The organism is Desulfolutivibrio sulfodismutans DSM 3696, from assembly GCF_013376455.1.
GTDB classification, from domain to species: Bacteria; Desulfobacterota; Desulfovibrionia; order Desulfovibrionales; family Desulfovibrionaceae; genus Desulfolutivibrio; species Desulfolutivibrio sulfodismutans.
Genome location: NZ_CP045504.1, coordinates 959,804 through 985,760, shown reverse-complemented (window position 1 = coordinate 985,760; position 25,957 = coordinate 959,804). Strand labels below are relative to the sequence as shown.

Annotated in this window: 22 protein-coding genes; 18 read left to right on the top strand and 4 right to left on the bottom strand. The window is 63.9% G+C overall.

The genetic code is table 11. The features are described from left to right. Positions 1-16: 16 nt before the first annotated feature. The 5 genes from GD606_RS04720 (at position 17) to GD606_RS20740 (ending at position 5,797) form a co-directional block, all read left to right on the top strand. Positions 17-1,450: a two-component system sensor histidine kinase NtrB gene (locus GD606_RS04720; protein ID WP_163302806.1), complete on the top strand. Its 1,434-nt coding sequence runs from the start codon at positions 17-19 to the stop codon at positions 1,448-1,450. Continuing rightward, positions 1,447-2,223, top strand: a complete 777-nt coding sequence (locus GD606_RS04715; protein WP_163302805.1) for a C40 family peptidase — start codon at positions 1,447-1,449, stop codon at positions 2,221-2,223. The genes GD606_RS04720 and GD606_RS04715 overlap by 4 nt, the downstream gene beginning before the upstream one ends. Before the next feature lie 112 nt (positions 2,224-2,335). Beyond that, positions 2,336-3,331, top strand: a complete 996-nt coding sequence (locus GD606_RS04710) for a nitroreductase family protein (RefSeq protein ID WP_246298976.1) — start codon at positions 2,336-2,338, stop codon at positions 3,329-3,331. Then, the gene (locus GD606_RS20420) at positions 3,328-4,647 is read left to right on the top strand and encodes a L,D-transpeptidase family protein (protein ID WP_246298975.1); all 1,320 of its coding nucleotides are present in this window, start codon (positions 3,328-3,330) and stop codon (positions 4,645-4,647) included. The genes GD606_RS04710 and GD606_RS20420 overlap by 4 nt, the downstream gene beginning before the upstream one ends. An 85-nt stretch (positions 4,648-4,732) precedes the next feature. Next, complete coding sequence (locus GD606_RS20740) at positions 4,733-5,797, top strand: SPOR domain-containing protein (RefSeq protein WP_163302804.1); 1,065 nt, start codon at positions 4,733-4,735, stop codon at positions 5,795-5,797. A 66-nt stretch (positions 5,798-5,863) separates the two neighbouring features. Here the strand turns inward: GD606_RS20740 and GD606_RS04695 are convergent, their stop codons facing one another. After that, positions 5,864-6,298: a 3D domain-containing protein gene (locus tag GD606_RS04695; protein WP_163302803.1), complete on the bottom strand. Its 435-nt coding sequence runs from the start codon at positions 6,296-6,298 to the stop codon at positions 5,864-5,866. A 202-nt stretch (positions 6,299-6,500) separates the two neighbouring features. Here GD606_RS04695 and GD606_RS04690 point away from each other — a divergent pair, with 202 nt between their 5' ends. The 5 genes from GD606_RS04690 (at position 6,501) to GD606_RS04670 (ending at position 13,327) form a co-directional block, all read left to right on the top strand. Next, positions 6,501-7,871 (top strand): M23 family metallopeptidase, encoded by a 1,371-nt coding sequence (locus tag GD606_RS04690; RefSeq protein WP_163302802.1) that lies wholly within the window; start codon positions 6,501-6,503, stop codon positions 7,869-7,871. A 71-nt stretch (positions 7,872-7,942) separates the two neighbouring features. Further along, on the top strand, positions 7,943-8,335 hold the full coding sequence (locus GD606_RS04685) for a hypothetical protein (RefSeq protein ID WP_163302801.1): 393 nt from the start codon (positions 7,943-7,945) through the stop codon (positions 8,333-8,335). Positions 8,336-8,485: 150 nt separating this feature from the next. Then, positions 8,486-9,637 (top strand): NADP-dependent isocitrate dehydrogenase, encoded by a 1,152-nt coding sequence (icd, locus tag GD606_RS04680; RefSeq protein ID WP_163302800.1) that lies wholly within the window; start codon positions 8,486-8,488, stop codon positions 9,635-9,637. A 103-nt stretch (positions 9,638-9,740) separates the two neighbouring features. After that, entirely contained in the window at positions 9,741-11,732 is a 1,992-nt protein-coding gene (locus GD606_RS04675) for a hydantoinase/oxoprolinase family protein (protein ID WP_163304014.1), read from the top strand. Positions 11,733-11,734: 2 nt separating this feature from the next. Next, entirely contained in the window at positions 11,735-13,327 is a 1,593-nt protein-coding gene (locus GD606_RS04670) for a hydantoinase B/oxoprolinase family protein (RefSeq protein WP_176629217.1), read from the top strand. 929 nt (positions 13,328-14,256) lie between these two features. Here GD606_RS04670 and GD606_RS04665 read toward each other — a convergent pair. Further along, complete coding sequence (locus tag GD606_RS04665; protein WP_163303406.1) at positions 14,257-15,054, bottom strand: sulfite exporter TauE/SafE family protein; 798 nt, start codon at positions 15,052-15,054, stop codon at positions 14,257-14,259. 368 nt (positions 15,055-15,422) lie between these two features. On the opposite strand from GD606_RS04665, the gene tig reads away from it, so the two are divergent. The 5 genes from tig to GD606_RS04640 all read left to right on the top strand — a co-directional run bounded on the left by tig (position 15,423) and on the right by GD606_RS04640 (position 22,136). Then, a complete protein-coding gene (gene tig / locus GD606_RS04660; protein ID WP_163303407.1) occupies positions 15,423-16,763 on the top strand; it encodes a trigger factor in 1,341 nt (446 codons plus the stop codon). A 113-nt stretch (positions 16,764-16,876) separates the two neighbouring features. Next, positions 16,877-17,485: an ATP-dependent Clp endopeptidase proteolytic subunit ClpP gene (gene clpP / locus GD606_RS04655; protein WP_163303408.1), complete on the top strand. Its 609-nt coding sequence runs from the start codon at positions 16,877-16,879 to the stop codon at positions 17,483-17,485. A gap of 99 nt (positions 17,486-17,584) precedes the next feature. Further along, positions 17,585-18,835, top strand: coding sequence for an ATP-dependent Clp protease ATP-binding subunit ClpX (gene clpX, locus GD606_RS04650; protein ID WP_163303409.1), 1,251 nt, complete (start codon positions 17,585-17,587; stop codon positions 18,833-18,835). Positions 18,836-19,132: 297 nt separating this feature from the next. Further along, the gene (gene lon, locus GD606_RS04645; protein WP_163303410.1) at positions 19,133-21,592 is read left to right on the top strand and encodes an endopeptidase La; all 2,460 of its coding nucleotides are present in this window, start codon (positions 19,133-19,135) and stop codon (positions 21,590-21,592) included. A gap of 55 nt (positions 21,593-21,647) precedes the next feature. Next, positions 21,648-22,136, top strand: coding sequence for a DUF1269 domain-containing protein (locus tag GD606_RS04640; protein WP_163303411.1), 489 nt, complete (start codon positions 21,648-21,650; stop codon positions 22,134-22,136). 662 nt (positions 22,137-22,798) lie between these two features. Here GD606_RS04640 and GD606_RS04635 read toward each other — a convergent pair. Both GD606_RS04635 and GD606_RS04630 read right to left on the bottom strand, forming a co-directional pair. Continuing rightward, positions 22,799-23,407, bottom strand: coding sequence for a FlgO family outer membrane protein (locus tag GD606_RS04635; protein ID WP_246298973.1), 609 nt, complete (start codon positions 23,405-23,407; stop codon positions 22,799-22,801). A gap of 91 nt (positions 23,408-23,498) precedes the next feature. Then, on the bottom strand, positions 23,499-24,026 hold the full coding sequence (locus GD606_RS04630; RefSeq protein WP_163303404.1) for a hypothetical protein: 528 nt from the start codon (positions 24,024-24,026) through the stop codon (positions 23,499-23,501). A 347-nt stretch (positions 24,027-24,373) separates the two neighbouring features. Here GD606_RS04630 and GD606_RS04625 point away from each other — a divergent pair, with 347 nt between their 5' ends. From GD606_RS04625 to GD606_RS04615, 3 genes are all read left to right on the top strand, one after another. Beyond that, positions 24,374-24,751 (top strand): desulfoferrodoxin, encoded by a 378-nt coding sequence (locus GD606_RS04625; RefSeq protein ID WP_163303413.1) that lies wholly within the window; start codon positions 24,374-24,376, stop codon positions 24,749-24,751. Between the two features lie 3 nt (positions 24,752-24,754). Further along, the gene (locus GD606_RS04620; protein WP_163303414.1) at positions 24,755-25,264 is read left to right on the top strand and encodes a ferritin; all 510 of its coding nucleotides are present in this window, start codon (positions 24,755-24,757) and stop codon (positions 25,262-25,264) included. A 79-nt stretch (positions 25,265-25,343) separates the two neighbouring features. Continuing rightward, complete coding sequence (locus tag GD606_RS04615) at positions 25,344-25,877, top strand: ferritin family protein (RefSeq protein ID WP_163303415.1); 534 nt, start codon at positions 25,344-25,346, stop codon at positions 25,875-25,877. The last annotated feature ends 80 nt before the right edge of the window (positions 25,878-25,957 follow it).

The following is a 25,957-nucleotide window of genomic DNA, read 5'->3' as shown; positions in this document are numbered from 1 at the left end:
CGGGGAAAGGTATGCCATGCCGACGCCCAGGCGTGTGGTCGAAGAATACATCCTGAAAAGCATCCCCGTGGGGCTTTTGGTCATTGACCGGGACGGCCGCATCGCCGCCGCGAGTCCTGTCGCCGGGGCCCTTCTGGGGATTTCCCGGGAGCAGCTCAAAGGCGTCGTGTGGCGCGATGTCTTTCCTGACGCGTCGGGGAGTGCGGAGTTCGCCGCCCTGGTCAGACAGGGAACCGATGAAGGCGTCAGCGCGAAGCAGCGTGAGATTGCCTACGTAACGCCTGATGGCCGCGCGTTGCGCCTGATCGTGAACGTCTCCTGCGTGCGCCGTAGCGGCCGGATGGTCGGCGTGGTGTGCATCTTCGAGGACGTCACCGAACTGCACCGGGCCCGGGAACGCGAGACCAGCGTGCTGCGCGAGAAAAACCGCCTGCAGCACGACATCATCGAGAGCCTGGGCAACCTGGCCCTGTCCGTGGCCCATCAGATCCGCAATCCGACAGCCGCCATCGGCGGGTTTTCCCGCAAAATGCGGGCCGTCATGCAGGAGCACGGCCTGCCCACGGAGTATCCCGACATCATCTTTTCCGAGGCCCTGCGCCTGGAAGGCATCGTGGGCACGGTGGTCCGGCTGGCCTCCATCCAGCGTCCCAAGCCCATGTTTTCGCCCCTTCTGCCGCTCGTCGAGCGGGTGACGGCCGCTATCGGGCGGGTGGCGGCCCAGTCCGGGCGCACGGTGGAATGGGATATCCAGGTGGAAGCGGGCGAGTGCTTCATGGACCAGGGGCTTGTGCATCTGGTTCTGATGGAGATTTTGCGCAATGCCGTGGAATTTTCCAGCCCGGGCCTGGTCCGCGTGCGTCTTTTGGCCCTTCGGGAAGGCCATTTTTGGCGGATCGCCGTCAGCGATGCAGGCCCAGGAATACCGGATCACAGTCTTCCCTTCGTGTTCGATCCGTTTTTCACCACAAAGGCGCGGGGGGCCGGGATCGGTCTGACCATGGCCCGCAAGATCGTCATGGAGCACGGCGGCGAGCTGTCGCTGCACAGCCCAGGCAAGGGCGGCGTCAGCGTCAGCCTGAGCCTGCCCATGCCCATGCAGGACGCGGCCGCAGGAGGCAGCCCAGGCGTCTCCTGCGATCTGCTGGGCGACGGCCTGGACGCCTGCCTGCTGACCACCAAGGCCAGGCAGGCCGGAGTGAACATCGTGGGCCTGTCGGCCGTGGACGCCGTGCGCGAGATCCAGGCCGCCGAAGGCTTCGAGCCCTGTTTCGGCCGGGGGCGTTTCGATATCTGCGGGCAGGAGGGATGCCTTTTCCGGGCTGACTGCATGAAGCTCAAGCGGGTGGAGGCCCCATGCCGCATCACCTATGCGGGCGACCCGGAGCTTGCCGGACTGGACGCGGGCGGCGTCGTCGCCTCCTGCCTGCGGGCGCAGGACGCGCCATGAGCGCCTGGCGGGGGATGGGGGCTTTTGCGGCGGCGCTGCTTGTGTGCCTCGCCTTTTGCCCTGCTGGCGTCCAGGCCCAGACGATCTACGGCTTCGAGGACGGACTGGGCATGCTGCACACCAGCACCCGGCGTGTGGATGCCCGGTACCAGGAGCTGTGCACCCTGCGTCCCGGCGAGAAAAAGCCGGACCATGCCGTGCTGGTCTCGGCCTTGCGCGAGAAAAACGCCATCTTGGACACGATTCCCCCGGGTGCGGGCGACCTCGTGGCCGGGCTGGATGTGCGCGGCGCAGCCATCCTGCGCGCGGCCGAAGGATTTATTGGCGCGCCCTATCTGTTTGGCGGCGACACCCCAGCCGGGGTGGACTGTTCGGGCCTGACCAAGGCCGTCTATCAGCGATTGGGGGCTACGCTGCCACGGCACAGCGCCCATCAGGCCGCCATGGGGGCGGCCGTGGAACGGGACATGCTTTTGCCCGGGGATCTGGTTTTTTTCTCCACGGATCGCACGGCGGGCATCAACCATGTGGGGATCTTTCTCGGCGGCGGGCGCATGCTGCATTCTTCGTCCCGATCCGCCGGGGTTCGGGTGGAACGCATGGACGCGCCGGATTATGCGCGGTGGTATGTGACCGCCCGGCGCATTGCAGCCCCGCCCGCGGCGCCGCCCTCATCTCCGGCTGAAGCCAAGGCCGTGTCGGCGACGGCCTCCGGCGGGGAGCGCCGGGTCAGCGCGGCCACAGAACCAAACGCCTCGAAAGCCAACCTCTAACACCACGCTTCAGAATGAAAAAACATCCCAGCCTCGTTGTGTTCCCGGTGTCCGGCCTTCTTTCCTGGGGCGTTGCGCCCTGCGGCATGTCCCCTCGGATCCGGGGGGGCGCGTGAGCACGGGGGCCGCTCTGGCGACGCCGGTCATGCCGGTCGTGGTCGATGCCGCGTTGTGCGTGGGCTGCGGCCTGTGCGTGCGATCCTGCCCCACCAAGACCCTGGCCCTGGAGGGCGGGAAGGCCGTGGTCACGGACCAGGCCTGCCTGACCTGCGGCCACTGCCAGGCGGTCTGTCCCGAGGGCGCGGTGGTCGTGGCCGGACTGGACCCCTTTGCCGACGACTTCGCCACTTTCGAAACCTCGCCGGACTGGCTCGCCCCCGGGAAGGCCGATCCGGGGCAGTTGATCCGGCTGATGCGGTCGCGGCGCTCCGTGCGCAGCTATCTGCAGCGGCCCGTGCCAAAGGAGGCGCTCCTGGATCTGGTGCGGGCCGGGATCAGCGCGCCCTCCGGGCACAACAGCCAGAAATGGGCCTTCACCCTTTTGCCCGACCGCCCGGCCGTGACCTTTCTGGGCGCGGCCCTGGCCCGGTTTTTCAGAAAATTGAACAAGATGGCGGCCAATCCCCTGATCCGTGCGGCCATGCGTCTTGTCGGCCGCCCCGAACTCGGGGAGTATCACCGTGAGCACTACGCGTCGGTGCAAACCGCCCTGGCCCTGTGGGACAGCGACGGCACGGACAGGCTTTTCCATGGCGCACCGGCGGCCATTGTGGTCACCTCCCGGCCCGGGGCCAGTTGTCCGGCCGAAGACGCCCTGCTGGCCAGCCAGAACATGCTGCTTGCGGCCCATGCCATGGGGCTTGGAACCTGCCTGATCGGCTATGCCGTGGCGGCCATGCAGCACGACAAAAAGATTCAGGAAAGCCTGGGCATTGACCGGGGGGAGACGGTTTACGCGGTCGTCGCCCTGGGCTATTCCACCGAGCGATACCAGAGGGTCGCTGGCAGGCTTCGTCCCCCGGTGCGGCTTTTCCATGCCCCGCAGGGATGGAAGGGACCGGGCGCGGCGGGACATGACCTCGAAAACGAGGAGACGAGGGAACCATGAAACGGGTGGTGCGGCTGTGGGTTGCGGTCATTTTGCTGGGTGCGATGGTTGCCCTGGTGGGCGGACGTGCCAACGCCGAGGATGCGCCGACCGGACTGACCGGCCCTGCGGCGTCCGCGCCGGACGGGGATTCCCTGTCGGCGTCGTCCGTGCGCCACGAGGCGGTGCGGCTCCAGGGTCTGTGCCTGCTGGCCGGACCTGATGCCGGGGCCGCCACGAAAAAGGTGCTGCGGGCCGGCGAGGTGGTCCGGGTGGTGGCCACGGACGGGGCCTGGGCGGAGATCGAGGCCCGGGGCGGCGTGCGCGGTTTTGTTTTAGGCGGCTATCTCACGGGATTTTCCCAGGAGGTTCCGGCCCCTTACCGGGATCGCCTGATTCAGGTGGCGCGGCGTCCGGGAAGCGGCGACGCCGTGGGGTCGCTTATGGACGCCCGGGCGGAGCCCCAAGCCCTCGGGCAGGCTGGCCCGACCCCGCAGGGCGACTCAAGTCGCGATGGGCAGGGGGACGCCGCGATGGCCCAACCGGCCGCGCCGTCCGTACCGGCCCATGCCGCAACGGGCGTTCCGGTTCCGGCGGCGGGCGTCCGTTCTGATCCGGCCACTCCAGGTTCTTCCGCGCCGTCCGCGTCCCTGCCTGGAGAGCCTCTCGGCTGCGGGGCCATGGCCCCGGACGCGGCGGCCGGGAAAGGTGTTTCGGCCAGTGCTCCCGCTCCCGATCCCCAGGGCGGCGACCGCCTTGTGGCCTATGTCCTGAACCAGTTGCGGCGGCCCGCCGAAGCAAAGTCCACAGACCGGCTGGACGCGGCCGGGCGGGACTATTATGAACGGAAAAACCGATACATGATTGAGGTGTTTCTGGCCGACAACATCCTTGTTTTGTATGAGAAACAGCCTGACGGCGTCAGGCGTCCGGCCAAGACCTACCGTGTGGCCACCCCGGCGGGGGATGTCGAGGCCCCGGCGGGCTGGGGCGTCATCACCCAGATTGAATTCGAACCCTGGTGGCGGCCCACGGAGAACATGAAACGTCGGGCCAAACAAAAGGGCCGCAGCCTGCCCGACGTCATGCCCCCTGGCGTCAAAAATCCCATGGGGCCTTTCAAGATGCATCTTTCCCATGGATTCGCCTATCGCATCCATGGCAACAACGATCCCAAGTCCATCGGCAAGCGGGTAACCAACGGGTGCATCCGCATGCGCAACGACGAAGGCTTGGAACTGGCCAAAATTCTGGATGTGGGCACGGAGGTCGTCATTTCCGCGCATGCCTCGCCGACGGTCGGCCAGGGCGTCGAGGCGATTGCGCCGGGGCCGTGAGCGGGCCTTGGCGACGCGTCGGCGCAGCCCCGCGTCCTGTCGCCGGTCACCCCGTAGACGGCGTCGAACCGGTATGGAGGAGACCATGAAAACGATCATGCTGCTTGTGGTTTTGGCGGTCCTTTTGGCCGGATGTTCCGGTCGGGCCGCTTTCGAAAAGGAGATCCTGGGGGCGCCGCCCGAATCGCCGCCGGCCGCCACTGCCGCCGGGAGCAATGTCGGTCGGCCGACGCCTGCGGAACGTGATCTTGGCGCGACGCCGCCTCCCGTGGATTCCGCGCCTGCGGCGTATGCCCCGTCGCCCCAGCCGAGCGTGTCCACCACCAGCGGGGAGCCCCTGCCGCCCTATGCGCCAGGCCCGGCTCCGGTCCAGCCTGCGCCTGTGGCCCAGCCGGTCCAGGCCGCCCCGGGCCAGCCTGCGGGCCAGACCCATTCCCCCTATGCCCAGGGCGCCCAGGCGGCGGCCCCGGCCGGGGGGCTTATGACGTTTCAGGTGGGATCGTTCGCACACGAGGCCAATGCCGTGAGCCTGCGCGACATGCTGGCGGCCCGGGGCCACCAGGGCTCCATCGAGCAGGGGCAGACGCCGCAAGGCAAGGCCTACTATCGGGTCTACGCCAAGATGGCAGGGACCGAATCCGAGGCCAAGGCCGCCCTGGCCGCCCTGGGCGTGTCCGATCCGACCCTGGTTTCCGGCGATCCCAGGCGCGCCGCGCCGCCCAAGGCCCCGGCCGCGTCCTCTCCTGCGGCGGCTGCCCCTGGGGCCGCCAAGGCTCCGGTTGCCCCGTCGTCGGTGCAGGCGTCCGCGGCGTCGGCCGCTACGCCGACGGTCATTTCCGGCCCGACGGGACAATGCCGGGTGGACGCCGAGCGCATCTCCACTACCGGGACCAGCCGGGCCGATGCGGGCGAGCCGCTCATGGCCCAGAAGGCCGCCGCGCAAAACGCCAAGCGCAATCTGCTGCTGTGCGTCGACGCCTACAAGCGCAAGGCCGAAAAGATTCCGGCTTCCATCAAGATGGAAGGCTATCTGCCGGAGACCCTGGTCACCTACTCCTCCCCGGCCTATCTGGCCGACGGATCGGTGGAGGTGGGGGCGTCCATGGCCGTGGGCGATGTGGACGCCGTGGCCTTTACGCGCTTGGAATAGGCGGATGCGTTGCGCCCGGGGCGTATGCGGTTTCGGGCGTTGGGGAGGCAGGGGGGCGGTCGCGGATCAGTCCAGCACGACCATGTTCAATTGTCGGATGCCGAAGGCCTCGGCCCGGTCACGGGTCCGCAGGCACAGATCCACCCGGTTTTCCCAGCGGGGATGCATGAGATCCTCGGCCACCAGGTAGCCCACGCCCTGGACGTAGACCCGGCTGCCCAAAAGGTGCTTGAGGTCGTGGGAGACGGCCAGGGTCTTTCCGGGACGCACCCGGCGGCCCATGGCCCCGGTCCAGGGGTCGCCCCAGGTCTGGTCCGGGGTCGGACTGTAGGCCGTGACCGTGACCGCAAACAGGCGCGGTTCGGGAGAGGGGGCGAAGAGATCCCCGGCCGACCGGGCGTCTGCGAGGCGCATGGACAGTTCCACGGCTGCCTGTGCCGTCTTGTTGGCCAGGGCCGCAGTGCGCGACTGGAGAAAGGCCATCGCCGAAAAAAGCAGCATTGCGGCAAGGGCCGCCGCAGGGAGCGCATGGAGTTTCCCCAATCCAGGCAAGGCGTTCCGGGAGGCTGAAACCGTCCGTTCCTGCGTCGGGGGAGAGTCGTGGGGAGGGGAAATCATCGGCTGCACCTTGTCTTGCTCCCTGCGAACGTTTATGACACCACACGCCTCGCATGCCGCGCGGCGTACGTGTTGAAGGATCGTCATGCGCATTACGAAGCCCACCAAGAAAAAAAAGAAAATCGGCCCGGTCGGCGTGGTGATTCTGGCCGTGGTCATTTTGGGGCCGCTTGCCGCAGCGGGAGTGGGCGCACTTTTTCTGATGGAGGATATGGAGAAGCCGACGGTGGCGCTCTATCCCCTCATTGACGCAGTTTCACTCAAAAAGGAGTTCACCGTCAAGGCCGAAGACCCGGGTTCCGGCATCAAGTCCATCGTGGTTACGGCCGGCCAGGGGCTTAAAAAATATACCGTGTTGCGTAAGTCCTACGATGCCTTGCAAAAAGCCGTGCTGGAAACCTTTAGCCTGGAAAAGGCCGAACTGCGCGGCGGCGAATTCGACTTGCAGGTGGTGGTGACGGACGGCTCTTTTTTCAATTTCGGGGCCGGAAACTCCGCCCGCATCGACCGTCGCATGACCCTGGACATGGCCCCGCCCAACGTGCGGCCTTTGACGCCCACCCATTACATGCGCCAGGGCGGGGTGGGGCTCGTCGTCTACACCGTCTCCAAGGAGCCCGAACGCAGCGGGGTCATGGTCGGCGACCGCTTTTTCCCCGGCTTCAAGCAGGATTCCGGCTCCTACCTGTGCCTGTTCGCCTATCCCCGGGACATGGAGGCCGAGGACTACAAGCCCCGTCTCTATGCCGAGGACCGGGCCGGAAACGAGCGCACCGGGTTTTTTGTGAACATGGCCATCAAGCGCCGTTTCAAGGAAGAGCGGGTGGAGATCAGCGACGAATTTTTGGCGGCCAAGATGCCCGCCTTCGCCGCCCAGTATCCCGAAGCGCGCGACCCCGTGGCCCTTTTCCTCAAGGTCAACGGCGACCAGCGTCGCAAGGACGAGGCCGTCCTGCGCGACCTGGGCCGCAAGACCTCGCCCAAACCCCTGTGGAACGGCCCTTTCATCTACCTGCCCGGGTCGTCGGTCCTGGGCTCCTTTGGGGCCGAGCGCGCCTATGTTTACAAGGGCGAGCAGATCGACCGGCAGTACCACATGGGCATCGACCTGGCCTCGACCCCCAAGGCCGCCGTGCCCGCGGCCAACGACGGCGTGGTGGTCTTCGCCGGAGATATGGGCCTTTACGGCAAAACCGTGGTCATCGACCACGGCCTGGGCCTGCAAACCCTGTACGGGCACCTGAGCCAGATCGACGTCAAGGCGGGCGACGCCGTGGCCAAGGGCCGGATCATCGGCCGCACCGGGACCACGGGCCTGGCCTTTGGCGACCATTTGCACTTTGGGGTGGTTCTTTCCGGACTGGAGGTCATTCCCATCGAATGGTGGGACGCCAAGTGGCTTGAGGACAACGTGACCCAGAAGATACGTCGCTTCGGCGGCGAGATCCCCCAATAGTCCCGGATTGCCGTGTGGGCCGCGCTTGCGGTCACAGCCGGAAGAACTCCGTCGGAAAAGGCGAAGGCGTCATGCGCATCCGCAACAGCATTGCTCTGGCCGTCGTGGTGCTCCTTCTGTTTGTTTCGGGGATATTCTATCATTTGCGCTACGGCCGCCATGACACCTTCATGAGCAATTTTCTGGCCTGGAAGCACGAGTCCAGAAGCGGTGGCCGCGATGTCGGCGACCGTCGCCCCCCCCAAACCATACCCCTTTCCGCCAGATATGTGGACAAGGCGGCCCCTGATGTGGCAATTTTCGTGAGCACGCCGGAATTTCGCAAGGCCCCCCTGGATATCCGCCGCATGAAGCTTCTGGAGTTTTTTACCCTCAAGGTGGCGGATCGGGATTTCATGCTGCTCTCCGACGCCGATAAAAAGAAGGTTCTCGACCTGTTCATGCAGCGTTATCTGGTTCCATGACCGGCCCCTGGCGCATTCTATTTTCGACGTATGGCCGCCGTGGGTCTGGAGGCCGGAAAAATCCGCGTGATTGACAAGGGTTGGCATCTTTTTTTATGGGCCGACCTTTCCCCTCCACCTTCCACCGCAACATCCCCTGGAGATCCCCCCATGCAGAAGACCGTGTATTACATCGAGGGCGACGGCATCGGCCCCGAGGTCTGGAAGGCCGCCCGGCCGGTTATTGACGCCGCCGCCAAGGCCGCCTACGGCGGCGACCGCACCCTTGTCTGGACCGAGCTTTTGGCCGGTGAAAAGGCCTTCAAGGAAACCGGCGAATATATGCCACAGGCCACCCTGGACACCTTGTCCAAGGCCGAACTGGCCATGAAGGGCCCCCTGGGCACCCCGGTAGGCGGCGGCATCCGCAGCCTCAACGTCACCCTGCGCCAGGTGCTCGACCTCTACGCCTGCATCCGGCCCATCCGCCACTTCGGGGGCATCGAGTCGCCGGTCAAACACCCCGAGAAGGTGGACATGATCATCTTTCGGGAGAACACCGAGGACGTCTACGCCGGGATTGAATACGCCGCCGGAACCCCGCAGGCCAAAAAGCTCCTGGAGTTTCTGCGCGACGAACTGGGGGCCAAGGTGGACACGGCTGCTGGCGTCGGCATCAAGCCCATGACCGAGGGCGGCTGCAAGCGCCTGGTGCGCAAGGCCATCCGCCACGCCGTGGACCACGGCCGCGACAGCGTCACCCTGGTGCACAAGGGCAACATCATGAAGTTCACCGAAGGGGCCTTCCGGGCCTGGGGCTATGAGGTGGCCAAGACCGAGTTCGGCGACGTGACCATGACCGAGGACGAGGCCGCCGCAGGCGGCGGCAAGCCCATCGTGATCAAAGACCGCATCGCCGACAACATGTTCCAGGTGGCGCTCATGGAGCCCGAGAAATACAGCGTCATCGCCACCACGAACTTAAACGGCGACTACATCTCCGACGCCCTGGCCGCCCAGGTCGGCGGGCTGGGGCTGGCCCCGGGCGTGAATATGAGCGACTCCCTGGCCTTTTTCGAGGCCACCCACGGTACCGCGCCGCGCATCGCCGGAAAGGATATGGCCAACCCCGGAAGCCTCATCCTGTGCGGGGCCATGCTCTTTGAGCACCTCGGCTGGAACGAGGCCGCCGATAAGATCTATCAGGCGGTGAACAAGGTCTTGGCCTCCAGGCAGGTCACCGTCGATCTGGCCGGACAGATGACCGGCGCGACCACCGTGGGTTGCGTCCGGTTCGGGGAGCTCTTAGGAGAAAGTATGTAAGGGGCGAACGCCTTCAGCGGCCAGGGGGAACCTTTTTTGAAAAAAAGGTTCCCCCTGGACCCCTTCCAAAAAACTTTGGCGCGCTTCGCGGGGAGGGATGGGGATGCCCGTTGTCGGCGTGGATACCGGGGGCACCTTCACGGATGTGATCTGGTACGGCGGGGAGGGGACCCGGTTCGTCACGGCGAAGGTTCCGTCCACCCCGGACGATCCGGCCCAGGCGATTTTTGCGGGGCTGGAACGGCTGAAGATCATGGGGCTGCCGGTCCCGGACCGGGTCGTCCACGGCTCCACCGTGGCCACCAACGCCATCCTTGAGGGGAAAGGCGTCAAAACGGCCCTGGTGACCACCGCCGGGTTCCGCGACGTGCTGGCCATCGGCCGCCAGAACCGGGCCGATCTGTACGATCCCGCCTACCGGCGTCCTCCCTGCCTGGTTCCCGAGGCCCTGCGTTTCGAGGCCCCCGGGCGGATCCTGGCCGACGGGTCGCGCCGCGAGGCCGTAAGCCCTGAAGCGGCCCGGGACATCGCCGACCGGGTGGCCGCCACCGGGGCCGAGTCCGTGGCCGTGAGCCTGCTTTTTTCCTTCCTCGATCCCGCAGACGAGCTGCTCTTTGGCCGCGAATTGTCCGCGCGCGGGCTTCATGTGTCCCTGTCGCACGAGATCATGCGCGAATTCCGGGAGTTCGAGCGCACCTCCACCACCGCCGTCAACGCCACCGTCTCGCCGCTGATGGCAAGCTACCTGTCACGCCTGGAAAAGGGCCTGGGCGCGGGAACCGGGCTGTGCGTCATGCAGTCCAGCGGCGGCATCCTCACCGCCAAAACCGCCGGGCGACAGTCCGTGCGCACCATCCTGTCCGGCCCGGCCGGGGGCGTCACCGCCGCCATGGCCCTGGCCCGGGAAACGGGCCTCAGCCGACTCATCACCTTCGACATGGGCGGCACCTCCACCGACGTGGCCCTTCTGGACGGCGCGCTGGGCATGACCACCGAAACCGTGGTCGCAGGCTACCCGGTGACCATCCCCATGATCGACATGCATACCGTGGGCGCGGGCGGCGGCTCCCTGGCCGCCTTCGACGCGGCCGGGGCGCTGACCGTGGGCCCGCACAGCGCCGGGGCCGACCCTGGCCCGGCCTGCTACGGCCGGGGCGAGGGCCTCACCGTCACCGACGCCAACCTGTTCCTGGGCCGCATCGTGCCCGAGTGTTTCCTTGGCGGCCGCATGTCCCTTTTCCCGCAGCGGGCCGAAAAGCGTCTGGCCGCCATGGCCGCCGCCCGGGGCATGACCGGGGAGGAGCTGGCCGAGGGCATCGTGGCCGTGGCCGAGGCGGCCATGGAGCGGGCCATCCGGGTCATCTCGGTGGAGCGCGGGCATGATCCGGCGGAGTTCACGCTTTTGTGCTTCGGCGGGGCAGGGGGGCTGCATGCCGTGTCCCTGGCCCGGTCCCTGGGCATAAGTCGTGTGATCGTGCCGCCGCAGCCCGGGCTTTTTTCGGCCCTGGGGATGCTTTTTGCGGACATCGCCCGGGATTTCTCGGCCACGGTCATGCTGGACCAGGACCAGGCCGCAGCCGACCTCCTGGAGGCCCGGTTTGTGGAACTTTCGGCCTGCGGGATGCGTGAACTGGAAATGGAAGGCGTCGCGCCCGGGGATGTGGCGCTTTTTCGCGCCGTGGACATGCGCTACCGGGGGCAGTCCTTTGAACTGACCGTGCCCTATGGCCCGGACCTGATCGCCGCCTTCCACTCCCTGCACGAGAAGACCTACGGCTACAAGACCCCGGGCAGGCCCGTGCAACTGGTCACCCTGCGGCTGCGGGCCACGGGGCGCACGGCCAAGCCCGGGCTTCCCCGGGACGACGCGCTGCCCGGGCTGGGGCAGGAAGCGCCGTGCGACGGAAGCCGCCGCCTTATCCACCAGGGGCGGCCTGTTTCGGCCGGGTTCTACGTCCGGGAGCGGCTTCTGCCCGGCCATGCCTGCGCGGGACCGGCGGTGGTGGCCGAGGATTCCGCCACCACCTATGTGCCTCCCGGGGCCGCCCTGCGGGTGGACGCCCTGGGAAGTCTCGTCATCGACACGGGGGCCTGACCATGACCGATGCCCGCGACCTGCTTGTGCTCGACGTGTTCCGCAACCGCTTCGCCGCCGTGGCCGAGGAGATGGGCGTCACGCTCATGCGCACGGCCTATTCCCCCAACATCAAGGAGCGTCGGGACTATTCCTGCGCCGTGTTCGACGCCGCCGGGGACATGGTGGCCCAGGCCGCGCACATCCCCGTGCATCTGGGGGCCATGCCGCTGTCGGTTGCGGCCGTTTTGGCCGAAAAGACCTTCGCCCCGGGCGACATGGTCATGGTCAACGACCCCTTCCGGGGCGGCACGCACCTGCCGGACATAACCCTTGTGGCTCCGGTCTTCGCGGACGGCGGCAGGCCGGTCTTCTACGTCGCCAACCGGGCCCACCACAGCGACGTGGGCGGCATGGCCGCCGGGTCCATGCCGCTTTCCACCTCGCTTTTCCAGGAGGGCATGGTCATCCCGCCCCTGACCGTGGTCCGGGGCGGCGAGCTTGACCGGCAGCTCATGGATTTTTTTCTGGCCAACGTGCGCACGCCGGTTGAGCGCGAGGGCGATTTCGCGGCCCAGATCATGGCCAACCTGACCGGCGCGAAGCGGCTTTCGGAGATGATCGTCAAATTTGGCCGCGAGAGGACGGCGCAGCAGGCGGCGCGGCTTTTGGATCATGCCGAGACCCTGGCCCGGGCGGCCATTCGCGACGTGCCGGACGGCGTCTACGAGGCCGGGGATATGCTCGACGACGACGGCGTGGGCACGGCGGACATCGCCGTGCGCCTGCGCCTGACCGTGCGCGGCGATACGATGGCGTTCGATTTTTGCGCATCGGACCCCCAGGCCGTGGGCTGCGTCAACGCCACCCGGGCCATTGCCGTGTCGTGCGTGCTGTACGCCGTACGCTGTCTCGTGGCCCGGGGCGTTCCGGTCAACGCCGGGCTGTCCCGACCCATCCAGATCGTCACCAGGCCGGGCAGCGTGGTGGATGCGCGGTTTCCGGCGGCCGTGGCCGGGGGCAACGTGGAGACTTCGCAGCGGTTGGTGGACGTGATTTTTCTGGCCCTGAGCCGGGCCTTGCCGGGGAGCGTCCCGGCGGCGTCCCAGGGCACCATGAATAACGTGGCCATGGGGGGCGTCGATCCGCGCACCGGCGCGGCCTTCGCGTACTACGAGACCCTGGCCGGGGGCATGGGGGCGGGCGCGGCCGGGGCCGGGGAGAGCGCGGTACATAGCCATATGACCAATACGCTGAATACGCCGGTCGAGGCGCTGGAATACGCCTATCCGCTGCTGGTGCGGGAATATGGGCTGCGCCGGGGCTCGGGCGGGCAGGGGGCGCATCGCGGCGGCGAAGGCCTCACGCGGGAAGTGGAATTTTTGGGGCCGACCGAGGTGACGGTCTTGTCGGATCGAAGGGTGCATGCGCCGTATGGGCTGGCGGGCGGCGCGCCCGGGGCCACGGGGCGAAACGTGCTGATTACGGGTGGCGAGGCGCGGGAACTGCCCGGCAAGTGCCACTTTGCGGCCGCGCCCGGCGACCGGCTGCGGGTGGAGACGCCGGGTGGCGGGGGGTATGGTTATTATTTGTACAATATAGCAAAATTTGAATAATCTGAAAATATAATGCCCCTCGCTTGTTATAATTGCTGTTTAAATCGCGTAGTGACATTGCACAGTTGAAATTTTGTTTTTGGTGCTTGGTAAAATTTCGGTTCTTCACCTGTTCACAAGTAGGACATAATTGTCCTGGAGCTGTTGGCAAAATCATCAGCTTCGAGAATCATGAGAAGGTCGAGGCATCACACGCGCCGTAAGCGAGAGATTTTCGTGCCGTTCTGCCCAGCGGCATCGCTGCCACGGGAAGCGCAAAGCCTCGTCAGTGATTTTGTCATTAATTATAGCACATATAAGTTTTTTGTCATAATGATGATTGGTACTTGACAAGTTTAAATAATGTCATAGTTTGATAAATCGGTATGCGTGTACCAAATAAAATCAGAGGGTATCGTCATGAGTAGGCCTTTTTCACCCCCCGATCCAAAGGATCGGTCAGTTAACGCTCCTTCGGTGGTGGTCTCTCAGGCACAAGTCCTGGGATACTACAACCAAGAGAACAACGAAGATAAACGTGAACGTGTCGTCGATTCAGTAAAGGAGTGGTACGTCAGGAAAATGCTCGACACCGGATGGGCACAGGCTGACTTTCACGGAAGCCAATGTGTTCTTGTCGCGAGTGTTCAACTTGGGGAGTGAGCGTTTGACAGGAATCTAGAAAGGTTAGTTCCATCATGGTTTTAATCTCAATTGTCTTTACAGCCGGGCTTTCCATAATTCTTACAAATTGAGGGAAGTCCGGCTTTTATGATTTTTTGTTTCCGCTTAAGTTTGTGTTATGAAATCAACCAACGTGGATATTTTTTTCGGCGTACAAGTATGCTTTATCTGTATGGACTGATGATAATGGGTAACCCCCCGGCAGAGCCGAGGGGTTACCCATTATTATTAGCATGTTATTTTCTGCATATTACGTTTTATCGAAATCAAAATATCACACCCCATATCATCTTCGTCGCCGTGGCGATAAGAAACACGGCAAATATCTTTTTCAGCACCGGCACGGGCAGCTTATGCGCCAACTTGGCCCCAAACGGCGCGGTCAGCATGCTGAAAACCGCAATCCCGATCAGCGCCGGGATGGAGACGTACCCAACCGACGGCGAGGGCAGTCCCGCCACGGACCAGCCATTGACGATATACCCCACGGTCCCGGCTACGGCGATGGGAAACCCGATCGCCGCCGAGGTGCCGATGGCGTGATGCATGGGCAGGTTGCACCAGGTCATAAACGGCACCGACAGCGTGCCGCCGCCGATCCCCACCAGACTTGAGATGACGCCGATAAATCCCCCCATGCCGACCATGCCCGCCGCGCCGGGCAGGGTGCGCGACGGCTTGGGCTTGAAATTGAGCAGCATCTGGATGGCGACGTAATACAGGAAACAGGCGAAAAAGGCCGTCAAAAACGTGCCCGACAGGGCGGCGGCCAGATAGGTTCCGCCGAAGGTGCCGATGAGGATGCCGGGCGTGATGGCCTTGACGATGTCCCAATGCACCGCCCCCCGGCGATGGTGCGCCTGAAAGCTGGAGATGGAGGTGAACATGATGCTGGCAAGCGAGGTGCCAAGCGCCATCTTCATGACGAATTCCGGCGGAAACCCCTGCAACGTGAACAGAAACACCAACACCGGCACCACCACGATGCCGCCGCCAACGCCCAAAAGTCCGGCGATGACCCCCGCCAGCGCGCCGAAGAGGGGATAGAGAACCCAGGAAATCATGACGAACGTCCTTTCGCGCCGCCTGTGCGGCAAAGGTCTGCGGCGGTCGGCCCCATGCCGGTGCAGCCGGACAAGGGGTGGGGTAAAAGGTTTCTTTTGGGGCGTCAACAGCCCGTTTTTTCGGGCGAATTTCGGACTATGCGAGGCGGCAGGGGGAGGTGCGAAAAAAAACTCAAGATATTTCAGTATGATTGAAGCGGATTGCGGTCCCGGGTCTTCCCTTTTTGCAGATCGTCCCTTATTATCCTTCATTTGCTTTCTTGGAAACGCCACAAACCGCTGTCGGACATCGGCTGCGGCTTCCGTGCACGCCAACCGCCGGACAGGGCCCAGGCCCCGATCCGGACGGAAACATCAGGAGGATCGTCTTGGAATATAACGTCATCGTCGTCTCCCCCGTGAAGACCAAAGTCGAGGTCAAGGTTCCGGCCGAAGAGGCCAACGCCGCCCTGACCGCCACCGTGGCCATCTACCGCCAGAAGGCGGATTTCAAGGGATTTCGCAAGGGCAAGGCGCCGTCTTCCGTGGTGGAGTCGCGTTTTCGCAAGGAAATCGTGGGCGAGGCCACCAACGAGCTTTTGAACGTGCACATCAACGAGATCATGGGCGAACTCGGCAAGTCCCCGCTCTCGCGCATCGATGTGGACACGGTGGAGCTGGTCAAGGATCAGCCCGTGGAATACGCCTTCGAGTTCGAGCACGCCCCGGCCTTCGAGCTGCCCACCTATATGGGCCTTGATGTGGAGGAAGAAGAGGTTGTGGTGTCCGAATCGGACGTCGCGGCCGTCATCGACCGCATCCGGGGGAACTTGGCCGAGCTCACCCCCCTGGCCGAGAACCGTCCGGCCAAGGACGGCGAGGTGGTGTCCCTGAGCTTCGAGGCCTTCGAGGACGGCGTGCCCGTCCCGGGCGTCAAGGCCGAGAATTTCCAGCTCACCCTGGGCGAGGCCCAGGCCCTGCCGGAGTTCGAGGCCCTGGTGAAGACCGTGCCCTCGGGCGGCCAGGGCGAAGGGCCGATGACCTTCCCGGCGGATTTCATCAATCAGACCCTGGCGGGCAAGTCCGTGACCATGAAGGTCGCCGTGCACGTCATCAAGGAAAAGAAGCTGCCGCCGCTTGACGACGCCATGGCCCAGAAGGCCGGGCATTTCGAGAGCCTGGAGCGCATGCGCGAGGCCATCAACCTGTCCTATCAGAAATCGCGCCAGGATCTGCACAAGGCGGCGGCCCAGAAGAAGCTGTTGGACGGCATCCTGGCCAAGCTGGACTTCCCGCTGCCCGAGTCCCTGGTGGAGACCCACCTGGGGCAGCTCATCGACGACTTCGTGGAGCGGCTGGAGCGGCGCGGCAAGAGCCTGGAATCCACGGGCAAGACCCTGGAGGGGCTGCGCACGGAATTTCGGGATCAGGCCGAGAACATCGCCCGCACCCAGATTTTCCTCATGAACGTGGCCGAGAAGGAAGGGCTTGAGGTCGAGCCCAGGGAGATGGACCAGTACTTCAACCAGCTTTCCCAGAAGACCAACCAGGACGTTCTGACCCTCAAGCAGTACTATGAGCAGAACAACCTGGTCATCCCGGTGCGGGACAAGCTTTTGGCGGACAAGGCCGTGGAGCTGATCTACAGCAAGGCCAACGTCAAAAAAGTGCCTGCCGTCGAGAGCGTCGAGCTCGCCGGGGAGGCCGCGCAGGCGGAAGCCGGGGAATAGGAACCCGGCATTTTGCACATTTTCAGGCCCGGTTCTTGCACTTGTTTTGGAGGCGTGGCGTCCGGTACGGGCTCCGGCTTGTTTTTCACGTTTACGAAGGATACATGACCATCATGTCCACCATACCTATCGTCATCGAGACCACGGGGCGCACCGAGCGGGCCTACGACATCTATTCCCGCCTGCTGCGGGACCGGATCATCCTTTTGGGCAGCGCCATCGACGACCATGTGGCCAACCTGGTCTGCGCCCAGCTCCTTTTCCTGGAGTCCGAGGATCCGGAGAAACCCATCAACCTGTACATCAACTCCCCCGGCGGGGTCATCACCGCCGGCATGGCCATTTACGACACCATGCAGTATGTGCTGCCGCCGGTGTCCACCCTGTGCATGGGGCAGGCCGCCAGCATGGGGGCATTTTTGTTGTGCGCCGGGGCCCCGGGCATGCGCTACGCCCTGCCCAACAGCCGCATCCTGATCCATCAGCCCCTGGGCGGCTTCCAGGGACAGGCCACGGACATCGACATCCACGCCCGCGAGATCATCCGCATGCGTGAGCATTTAAACGAGCTTATGGCCCGGCATACCGGGATGAACATTGAAAAGGTCCAGGCCGACACCGAGCGCGACTATTTCATGAGCGCCGAGGAAGCCCGGGTGTACGGCCTTGTGGACAAGGTGCTGACCTCGCGCGAGCCGTTGCCGGAAAAGGCCGAGGAATGATCCCTGATGGCGCGGCGCTTTTTGCGCCGGGCCGCAGGTAACGCCGGACTCCCGGCGGCGACCAGAGCCGCCGACGGGGACCGAAACGGGTGACCGACCATGACAAAAAAGAAAAATCCCCTGTCGAACGAGCTGTCCTGCTCTTTTTGCGGCAAAAGCCAGGACGAAGTGCAGCGGCTCATTGCCGGTCCCGATGTCTACATCTGCGACGAATGCGTCTCCCTGTGCAATGAGATCATCGCCCAGGAGTCGCTGACCGAGGAGACCGAGGCCGGGAAGCTCCTGGCTCCGGCCGAGATCAAGCGCCTTTTGGACGAATACGTCATCGGCCAGGACCAGGCCAAAAAGATCCTGGCCGTGGCCGTACACAACCACTACAAGCGCGTTTACCACGCCGCCAAGCATCCCGACGACGTGGAGATCGACAAGAGCAACATCCTGCTCATCGGCCCCACGGGCTCGGGCAAGACGCTTTTGGCCCAGACCCTGGCCCGCATCCTGAACGTGCCGTTCGCCATCGCCGACGCCACCACCCTGACCGAGGCCGGGTACGTGGGCGAGGACGTGGAGAACATCCTCGTCCAGCTTTTGCAAAACGCCGACTACGACATCGAGGCCGCCTCCAAGGGCATCATCTATATCGACGAGATCGACAAGATCGCCCGCAAGGGCGACAGCCCCTCCATCACCCGCGACGTGTCCGGCGAGGGCGTGCAGCAGGCGCTCCTGAAAATCATCGAGGGCACCGAGGCCAACATCCCGCCCAAGGGCGGCCGCAAGCACCCGCAGCAGGAGTTCATCCGCTTAAACACCTCCAACATCCTGTTTGTGGTGGGCGGGGCGTTTATCGGCCTGGAGAAGATCGTTGGGCAACGGCTTCGCGGCACCAGCATCGGTTTCGGGGCCAAGGTGGAGTCCAAGCGCGAGGACGAGCTGTCCGTGGTGCTGTCCCAGGCCCATCCGGCGGACCTGATCAAGTTCGGCCTGATCCCCGAGTTTGTGGGCCGCGTGCCCATCATCACCAGCCTGACGGAACTGACCAAGGACCATCTGGTGCGCATTCTCACCGAGCCCAAAAACGCCCTGGTGCGCCAGTACCAGAAGCTTTTCGAGCTGGACAAGGTGCGTCTGCGGTTCACCAAAAACGCCTTGGACGCCATCTCGGAGAAGGCCATTGAGCGCAAGACCGGCGCGCGCGGCCTGCGCAACGTCATGGAAACCATCATGCTGGACATCATGTACAAGCTGCCCTCCTTGACCGGGGTCAAGGAGTGCGTGGTGAACAAGGCTGTCGTGGAGAAGGGGCTCGAACCCCTGCTGTTCTATCATCAGGAAGTCAAAAGCGCCTGACCCGCCGCATGGCCGATCCGGCATGGCCTGCCGCCAGCGGCGGCCGTGGGGAGGACGGCGCCATTTTCGCGCCCGGCGGTTTGACAACGGGTTTTCCGTCCTTACTTGACCTTCGTCCCTGGCGCGGATTTCGTTTCGGGTCCGCGCCGGGAGACGATGCCAGACGGCACGGCTGGAGACGACCCTGCCGGGCCGCACTGGAACGCCGCGACGAGATGCCCGATCCGCTTCATGAGAGCCGCTGCGGTGGTTCGTGCATGGACGCGCCCCCAAGTCCCGACAGTCCATGGAGGTTTTATGTCCTCGTTTCTGTTTGATAATCATAAAAATTCCTTTGAAGACGCCTTGCTGCCCATGATGAGCCTGCGGGAAGTGGTCATGTTCCCGCGCTCCATCGTGCCGCTTTTCGTGGGCCGCGAGGCCTCCATCAAGGCCATCGAGAACGCCGTGGCCACCCACGACAAAAAGATTTTTCTCGTGGCCCAGCGCGCCCCGGAGACGGAACGGCCCACCCCGGACGACCTGTTCACCGTGGGCACCGTGTCCAAGATTCTCCAGATGCTGCGGCTGCCCGACGGCACCATCAAGGTGCTTTTCGAAGGCCTGTACCGGGCCCGGTGGGAGCCCGAGGACACCAGCGAAGAGTTCAACGCCGACAACGTGCTGGTGCGCGTGGCCCGGCTGCCCGACGAAGACATGGCCGGGGCCGAGGCCGACGCGCTCATCCGGGCCACCCAGGAGGCCCTGGAGCAGTACGGCCGCATCAACAAAAAGCTCGCCCCAGAGACCATTTTAGCCATCAATTCCATTACGTTGCCTGGAAAGCTGGCCGACGCGGTGATGCCCCACCTCAAGGTGGACTACATCAAAAAACAGGGCGTGCTCGAAGAAACCTCGGCTATCAAGCGCCTGGAGGAGGCCTACGGGTTCCTTCAGGGCGAGATCGAGATTTCGTCCCTGGAAAAGCGCATCAAAAATCGCGTCAAGCAGCAGATGGAGAAGAACCAGAAGGAATATTATTTAAACGAGCAGCTCAAGGCCATCAACAAGGAGATGGGCCGCGAGGACGACCCGGCCGCCGAGGCCGCGGAGTTCGAGGAGCGGCTGCGGGCCAAGGACATGTCCGACGAGGCCCGGGAGAAGACCCTCCGGGAGATCAAAAAGCTCAAGCAGATTCCGCCGTCTTCGGCTGAATACACCGTGGTGCGCAACTACGTGGAGTGGATTCTCGATCTGCCCTGGAACGTGCTCCAGCCCACGGACCTGGACCTGACCCAGGCCGAGACCATCCTGAACGAGGATCATTACGGCCTGGACAAGCCCAAGCAGCGCATCCTCGAATATCTGGCCGTACAGTCCCTGGTGGAGACCTTGAAGGGCCCCATCCTCTGTCTGGTCGGCCCTCCCGGGGTGGGCAAGACATCCCTGGCCAAGTCCATCGCCCGGGCCATGGGCCGGGAGTTCGTGCGCCTGTCGCTTGGCGGCGTGCGCGACGAGGCCGAGATTCGCGGCCATCGCCGCACCTATGTGGGGGCGCTGCCGGGCAAGATCATCCAGTCCCTAAAGCGCGTCAAATTCAACAACCCGGTATTTTGCCTGGACGAAGTGGACAAGATGAGCACGGATTTCCGGGGCGACCCGTCCTCGGCCCTGCTCGAAGTCCTGGACCCCGAGCAGAACGGGGCCTTCAACGACCATTACCTGGACCTGGACTACGACCTGTCCAAGGTCTTTTTCATCACCACGGCCAACGCCCTGCACACCATCCCCCTGCCGCTGCAGGACCGCATGGAGATCATCCGTATTCCGGGCTACCTGGAAAACGAGAAGATGCAGATCGGCCGCCGCTTCCTCATGCCGAAAAACCTCAAGCAGCATGGGCTCAAGGAAGCCAACCTGTCGATTTCCGACAATGCGATGCTTGAAGTCGTGCGCCGCTATACCCGCGAGGCAGGGGTGCGCAACCTGGAACGCGAACTGGCCTCCATCTGCCGCAAGGTGGCCAGAAAGATCGTGGAGAAGAAGGATCCGGGCAAGTCCGTCGCCGTGACCAAGCAGAACCTGCAATCCTACCTCGGGGTGACCAAGTTCCGCCACGGCGAGAAGGAGGAAAAGGCCCAGGTGGGGTTGTGCAACGGCATGGCCTACACCGAGCTTGGCGGCGAGATGCTCATGGTGGAGGCGGTGATCATGCCAGGCTCGGGCAAGGTGGAGATCACCGGCAAGCTCGGCGACGTGATGCAGGAGTCGGCCAAGGCGGCCGTGAGCTACCTGCGCTCCCGTTCGGCCCTGTTTGGCCTCAAGCCCGATTTCCACAAGGAAATCGACATCCATATCCACGTGCCCGAGGGGGCCATCCCCAAGGACGGGCCGTCGGCGGGCATTACGCTGGCCACCACGCTCATCTCGGCGCTTCTCAACCTGCCCGTGCGCAACGACCTGGCCATGACCGGCGAGATCACCCTGCGCGGCAGGGTGCTGCCCATCGGCGGCCTGCGCGAAAAGTTGCTCGCCGCCCACCGGGGCCGCATCCGTACGGTGATCATCCCCGAGGAGAATGAGAAAGACTTAAAGGAAGTGCCCGAGGCCATCTTGAAGGATCTGGAGATCATCCGTGTGGCGCACATGGACCAGGTGCTGGAAACGGCCCTGGTGTGCGCCGACCCGGAAAAGCTCTTCTGCGGCCGTTCGGACACCACGCCGAACCTGTCCTCCACGCTCATGAAAGAGGCCCCGAACCCTGAAACACGGCACTAGGCCGAATTCCCGTCGCCAACAGCGAAACGGAATCAACGCAGAAAGGAGTCCACAGATGAGTGATCTTGTCGCCGTACTTTTCGATGATGAGCACACCGCCTTGGAAATGCGGGCCGAACTGGCCAAACTGCAGAAAGAATACCTGATCGAGATGGATGACGTCGTGGTCGTGACCAAGGACGCCGAGGGCAAGATCAAGCTGCATCAGGCCGTGAACCTGACCGCCGCAGGCGCGCTTAGCGGCGGCTTCTGGGGCATGCTGATCGGCATGATCTTCTTCAATCCGCTTTTGGGTCTGGCCGTGGGGGCCGGGGCAGGGGCGATTTCCGGCAAGCTCGCGGACATCGGCATCGACGACAAGATGATGAAGGATATGGCCGAGTCGTTTCAGCCGGGCAATTCCGCGTTGTTTGTCCTGGTTCGCAAGATGACGGCGGACAAGGTTCTGGACGACCTCAAGGCGTTTGCGGGCAAGGGCAAGATCCTTCGGACCTCCCTGGCGAAGGACAAAGAGGATGAGTTGCGCAAGGTGCTTGAGGCCTGATCCCTTTGGGGTGGCGTTCGCTCTCCGGCCGGAAAAGACGGAATCGTCCAGCCGTGGTGAGAACGAGGCCGGTTTTGTAAGACTGAAGCTGCCTTCTTCGTTCTGAAGTTCAAAAACGGCCGTTTCCTTTCGGGAACGGCCGTTTCTTGCGACAGGAGAGAAACAGAGCTATCAACGTCAACAAAGGGGCAATTCACTTTGAAAGGGTTTTGAACCCGCCCCATAAAACACACGCCGCTCTTTTGAGGAACCAACCGGTTTCCTTCTCAAAATCCGCTAAAACAACCGCTTCTTTCTGGGAATGTTCGTTTCTTGCGACAGCGAAGAAACAGATCTATCGACGCAGATACGCAAGCCGTTCCCGCTGAAAGGAGGCCGAAACCGCCCCATAAAAACACGCCAGTGTTTTTATGAACCAATGGGTTTTCCCTCGTGATCAACGGAAACGGCCGCTCCCTTGGGGAACGGCCGTTTTTTGCGTCAGCACGGAGACAGGGCGGTCAGCGCAGATACGGAAGCAGCTCCCGCTGGAAAGAGGCCGCACCACCCTAGAAAAACACGCCAGTGTTTGTATGAACCAACTGGTGTTTTCTTCGTGAACAGCAAAACGGCCACCCCCTTGGGGAACGGCCGTTTTTTGCGTCAGCACGGAAACAGGGCGGTCAGCGCAGATACGGAAACAGCTCCCGCTGGAAAGAGGCCGTATCCACGGTGGACACCGTCGGCCCTACGGCGGAAAGTCCGGAACGTCCCAAAAGCGCCGCCACTTCCTGGGTTTTGGCCAGACTGCGGCTGCTCATGGCCACGATGTTGTTGTTTCTGGCATCCATGACCTCCACGTTGAACCGCACCTCCCCGGGCAACACCGTATAGGTCGCGGCCACCACCAACGTGGCCGTGACGTGGCGTCTGGCCAGGGCCCGGGTGTCCCGGGTGAGGATGAACTCCCCCTGGTTGCGGTCATAGACGATCTCTGAGGCCTTGCGGATCTCTTGCACATTGTAGCCCTTGGCCACCAGGGCGCAGGACAGTTCCTGGGCCATGAGCCGCCCCAGCCCCGAGGATGCCTCCAGATTGTCCTCCTGCGCCGGAACCGTGACCACCACCCAGTACAGCCCCCGGGAGTTGTCGGGAAAGCCGATGCCCAAACGCGGCGCGGCCTGCCGGTCCAGGTCGTCGGCCAGGGCCATGGCTACCTCGGGATAGCGGGGAGGGGGGGCGGCTGGCTTTTGGCGGTGGCCGTGGCCGATGCCAGAAGGACCGCCAGGCACGTTGCCGCGAAGATCGCGGCGCAGGCCGGTGCGAAGGCGCGGTGGCGGTGAGGAGCACTGTTTTTCATGGGATGACCCTCATGTGGGTTGTTCACGGGAGTGGCGGTGTTGCAGCGGGTTCCGCCATGTTGGGGCTTGGCGCGGCGGCCGGGGTGGGCTGCCCGGAAGAGGAAGCCGGGGCCGGGGTCGCTCCTTGCGCCGGAGCCGGAGCTGGCGCCTGTGCCGGGACAGGCGCCACGGCCAGGGGCGACAGGCTCTCGTTGACCGTGGAGTATTTCCGGTTGAGTTCCTCGGGTGTCGGCAGGGGCGTCGTCGGCGCAGCCTGGGTCTGGGGCTTTTGTGGCGCTGGAGCTGGCGCAGCCTGAAGCCGGGGCGCTTGCGGCGCTGGCGCGGCCGTCCTTTGCGGCTTGGCGGGTTTCCGGCTGCCGGGTTTGGATGGTCTGTAGGGCTTGGGCGTAAAGGGTACGGGGTCGCGCCCGGGCGACGGCGGCTGGCTCACGTCCCGGATGCCGATGGTTGTGGGAAAGGGGGCGGGTTCGGCCCGCGCCACGTTTGGAACGACCATGGCCAGGGCCGTGGCCACGGCCAGGCAGAAAAGCATCGGGTGGGGTATGTTCATGTTCGTGTCCGCAGGCCCTGGGTTTTCGTGCGCGGCCTGCACCTATGTCATCGGCCGACGTGGAGATTTCTTTAGCCGGAATGGGAAGTCACGGGTTGCCCATGGCTGAGGGGGACTTATATCACGGGAAGCATTGTCTCGAAATATGCCCCGGGGAGGTATGGCTGCGGTCCCCGGCATCCTGAAAGACAATGCGCTCGCGGCCCGGAAATTGATTATGGATGGACACGAAAGGGTTGCGAAAGCCTGGAAGAAGTGGTGTAGTGAATTATGTGCGTCTCCCCAGAGCCGATTGTGCGTTGCTGGCGGGGAGGGAGGAAAACAAGCTGAAAAAGGAGCTTACGACCATGACCAAGATGCTTGAAGTCTACAAGTGTGAAATCTGTGGAAATATCGTAGAAGTGCTGCATACCGGCGGCGGAGATCTGGTGTGCTGCGGCCAGCCCATGAAGCTCATGGAGGAGGGCATGGTTGACGCCTCCAAGGAAAAACACGTCCCGGTCATCGAGAAGACGGCTACCGGCTACAAGGTCAAGGTCGGCGGCGTGCCCCATCCCATGGAAGAGAAACACTACATCGAATGGATCGAGCTTCTGGCCGACGGCGTGTCCTACAAGACCTTCCTCAAACCGGGCCAGGCCCCGGAGGCCGAGTTCTGCATCACGGCCACATCCGTTTCCGCCCGGGAATATTGCAACATCCATGGGCTGTGGAAAAAGGACTAGGCCATGCTCTCGAAAAAGATGGAGCAGACCCTAAACGACCAGGTCAAGTGGGAATACTATTCCGGTTACCTGTATCTGGCCATGGCCGCCTACTTTGAGGAACTGGGGCTGGCCGGGTTCGCCAACTGGATGCACATCCAGGAGCAGGAGGAACGGGCTCACGCCGAGCGGTTCTACTCCTTCGTCAACGAGCGCGGCGGGCGGGTGGTGCTCCAGGCCATCGACGCCCCGCCGGTCAAATGGGACTCGCCCCTGGCCGTCTTTCAGGAGTCTCTGGCTCACGAGCAGAAGGTCACGGCGCGCATCGGCGCCCTGATGGATCTGGCTCTCAAGGAGAAGGACCACGCCACGGCGGCGTTTCTGCAATGGTTCATCTCCGAGCAGGTGGAGGAAGAGGCCAGCGTCACCGAGGTCATCCAGAAGCTCAAGCTTGTGGAGTCCACGCCCGGCGGCTGGTTCATGCTGGATAAGGACTTGGCCCTGCGGGTCTTCACCCCGCCGGTCATCCCATAACGAACGCCTTGCGCAATCCCGCCCGAACGGGGCCGTCACGCCGATGGTCTGACGGCCCCACGGCTTTCCCGGAGGAACCATGCCGGACACTGCCCCCCCTTCCCAAGAGATGTTGTGTCAAGCCCTGGAGTTGGCCGACAAGGCCGTGGGGTTCTACGCCAAGGCCGTGGCCGACTGCCCCGAGGCCCTTGGCCGCGAGGTCTTCGAACGGCTGATGGCCGACAAGAAAAAACAGCGGGCGCACATCGAAGAGGTCTATCGGAACCTCCAGGCAGGCAAGGCCTGGGAAGCGGCCTGTCGGCTTCGCGACGACGAACCCGTGGGCATGCGCGGCGTTTTTACCACCCTGGTTCCCGGCATGCCGCCCGGATCGGCGGCCTGCATGACCGTGGTCGGGGCGCTCTCGGCGGCCATCGACGCGGAACTGGCAGCCCTGCGCTTTTTCCACGGCCATCTGGCGCGGGCGACGGACTCCGTGGAAAAGGCCTTTCTGACCGAGATGATCCGGGATCAGCGCGGCTTTCATGTGCTGCTGTCCGATACCCGCTACTACTTCGAAGACCCCCAGGGCTGGCATCTGGAAAAGGAAGGCTCGGGGCTCGACGGGGCGTAGCTTTGTCGAACGAGGCGGCGGGTAGGGAGAACCCTCCGGGGGCCAAAGGGCTTAGCCCTTTGGAATTCCCTTGCGGGTTC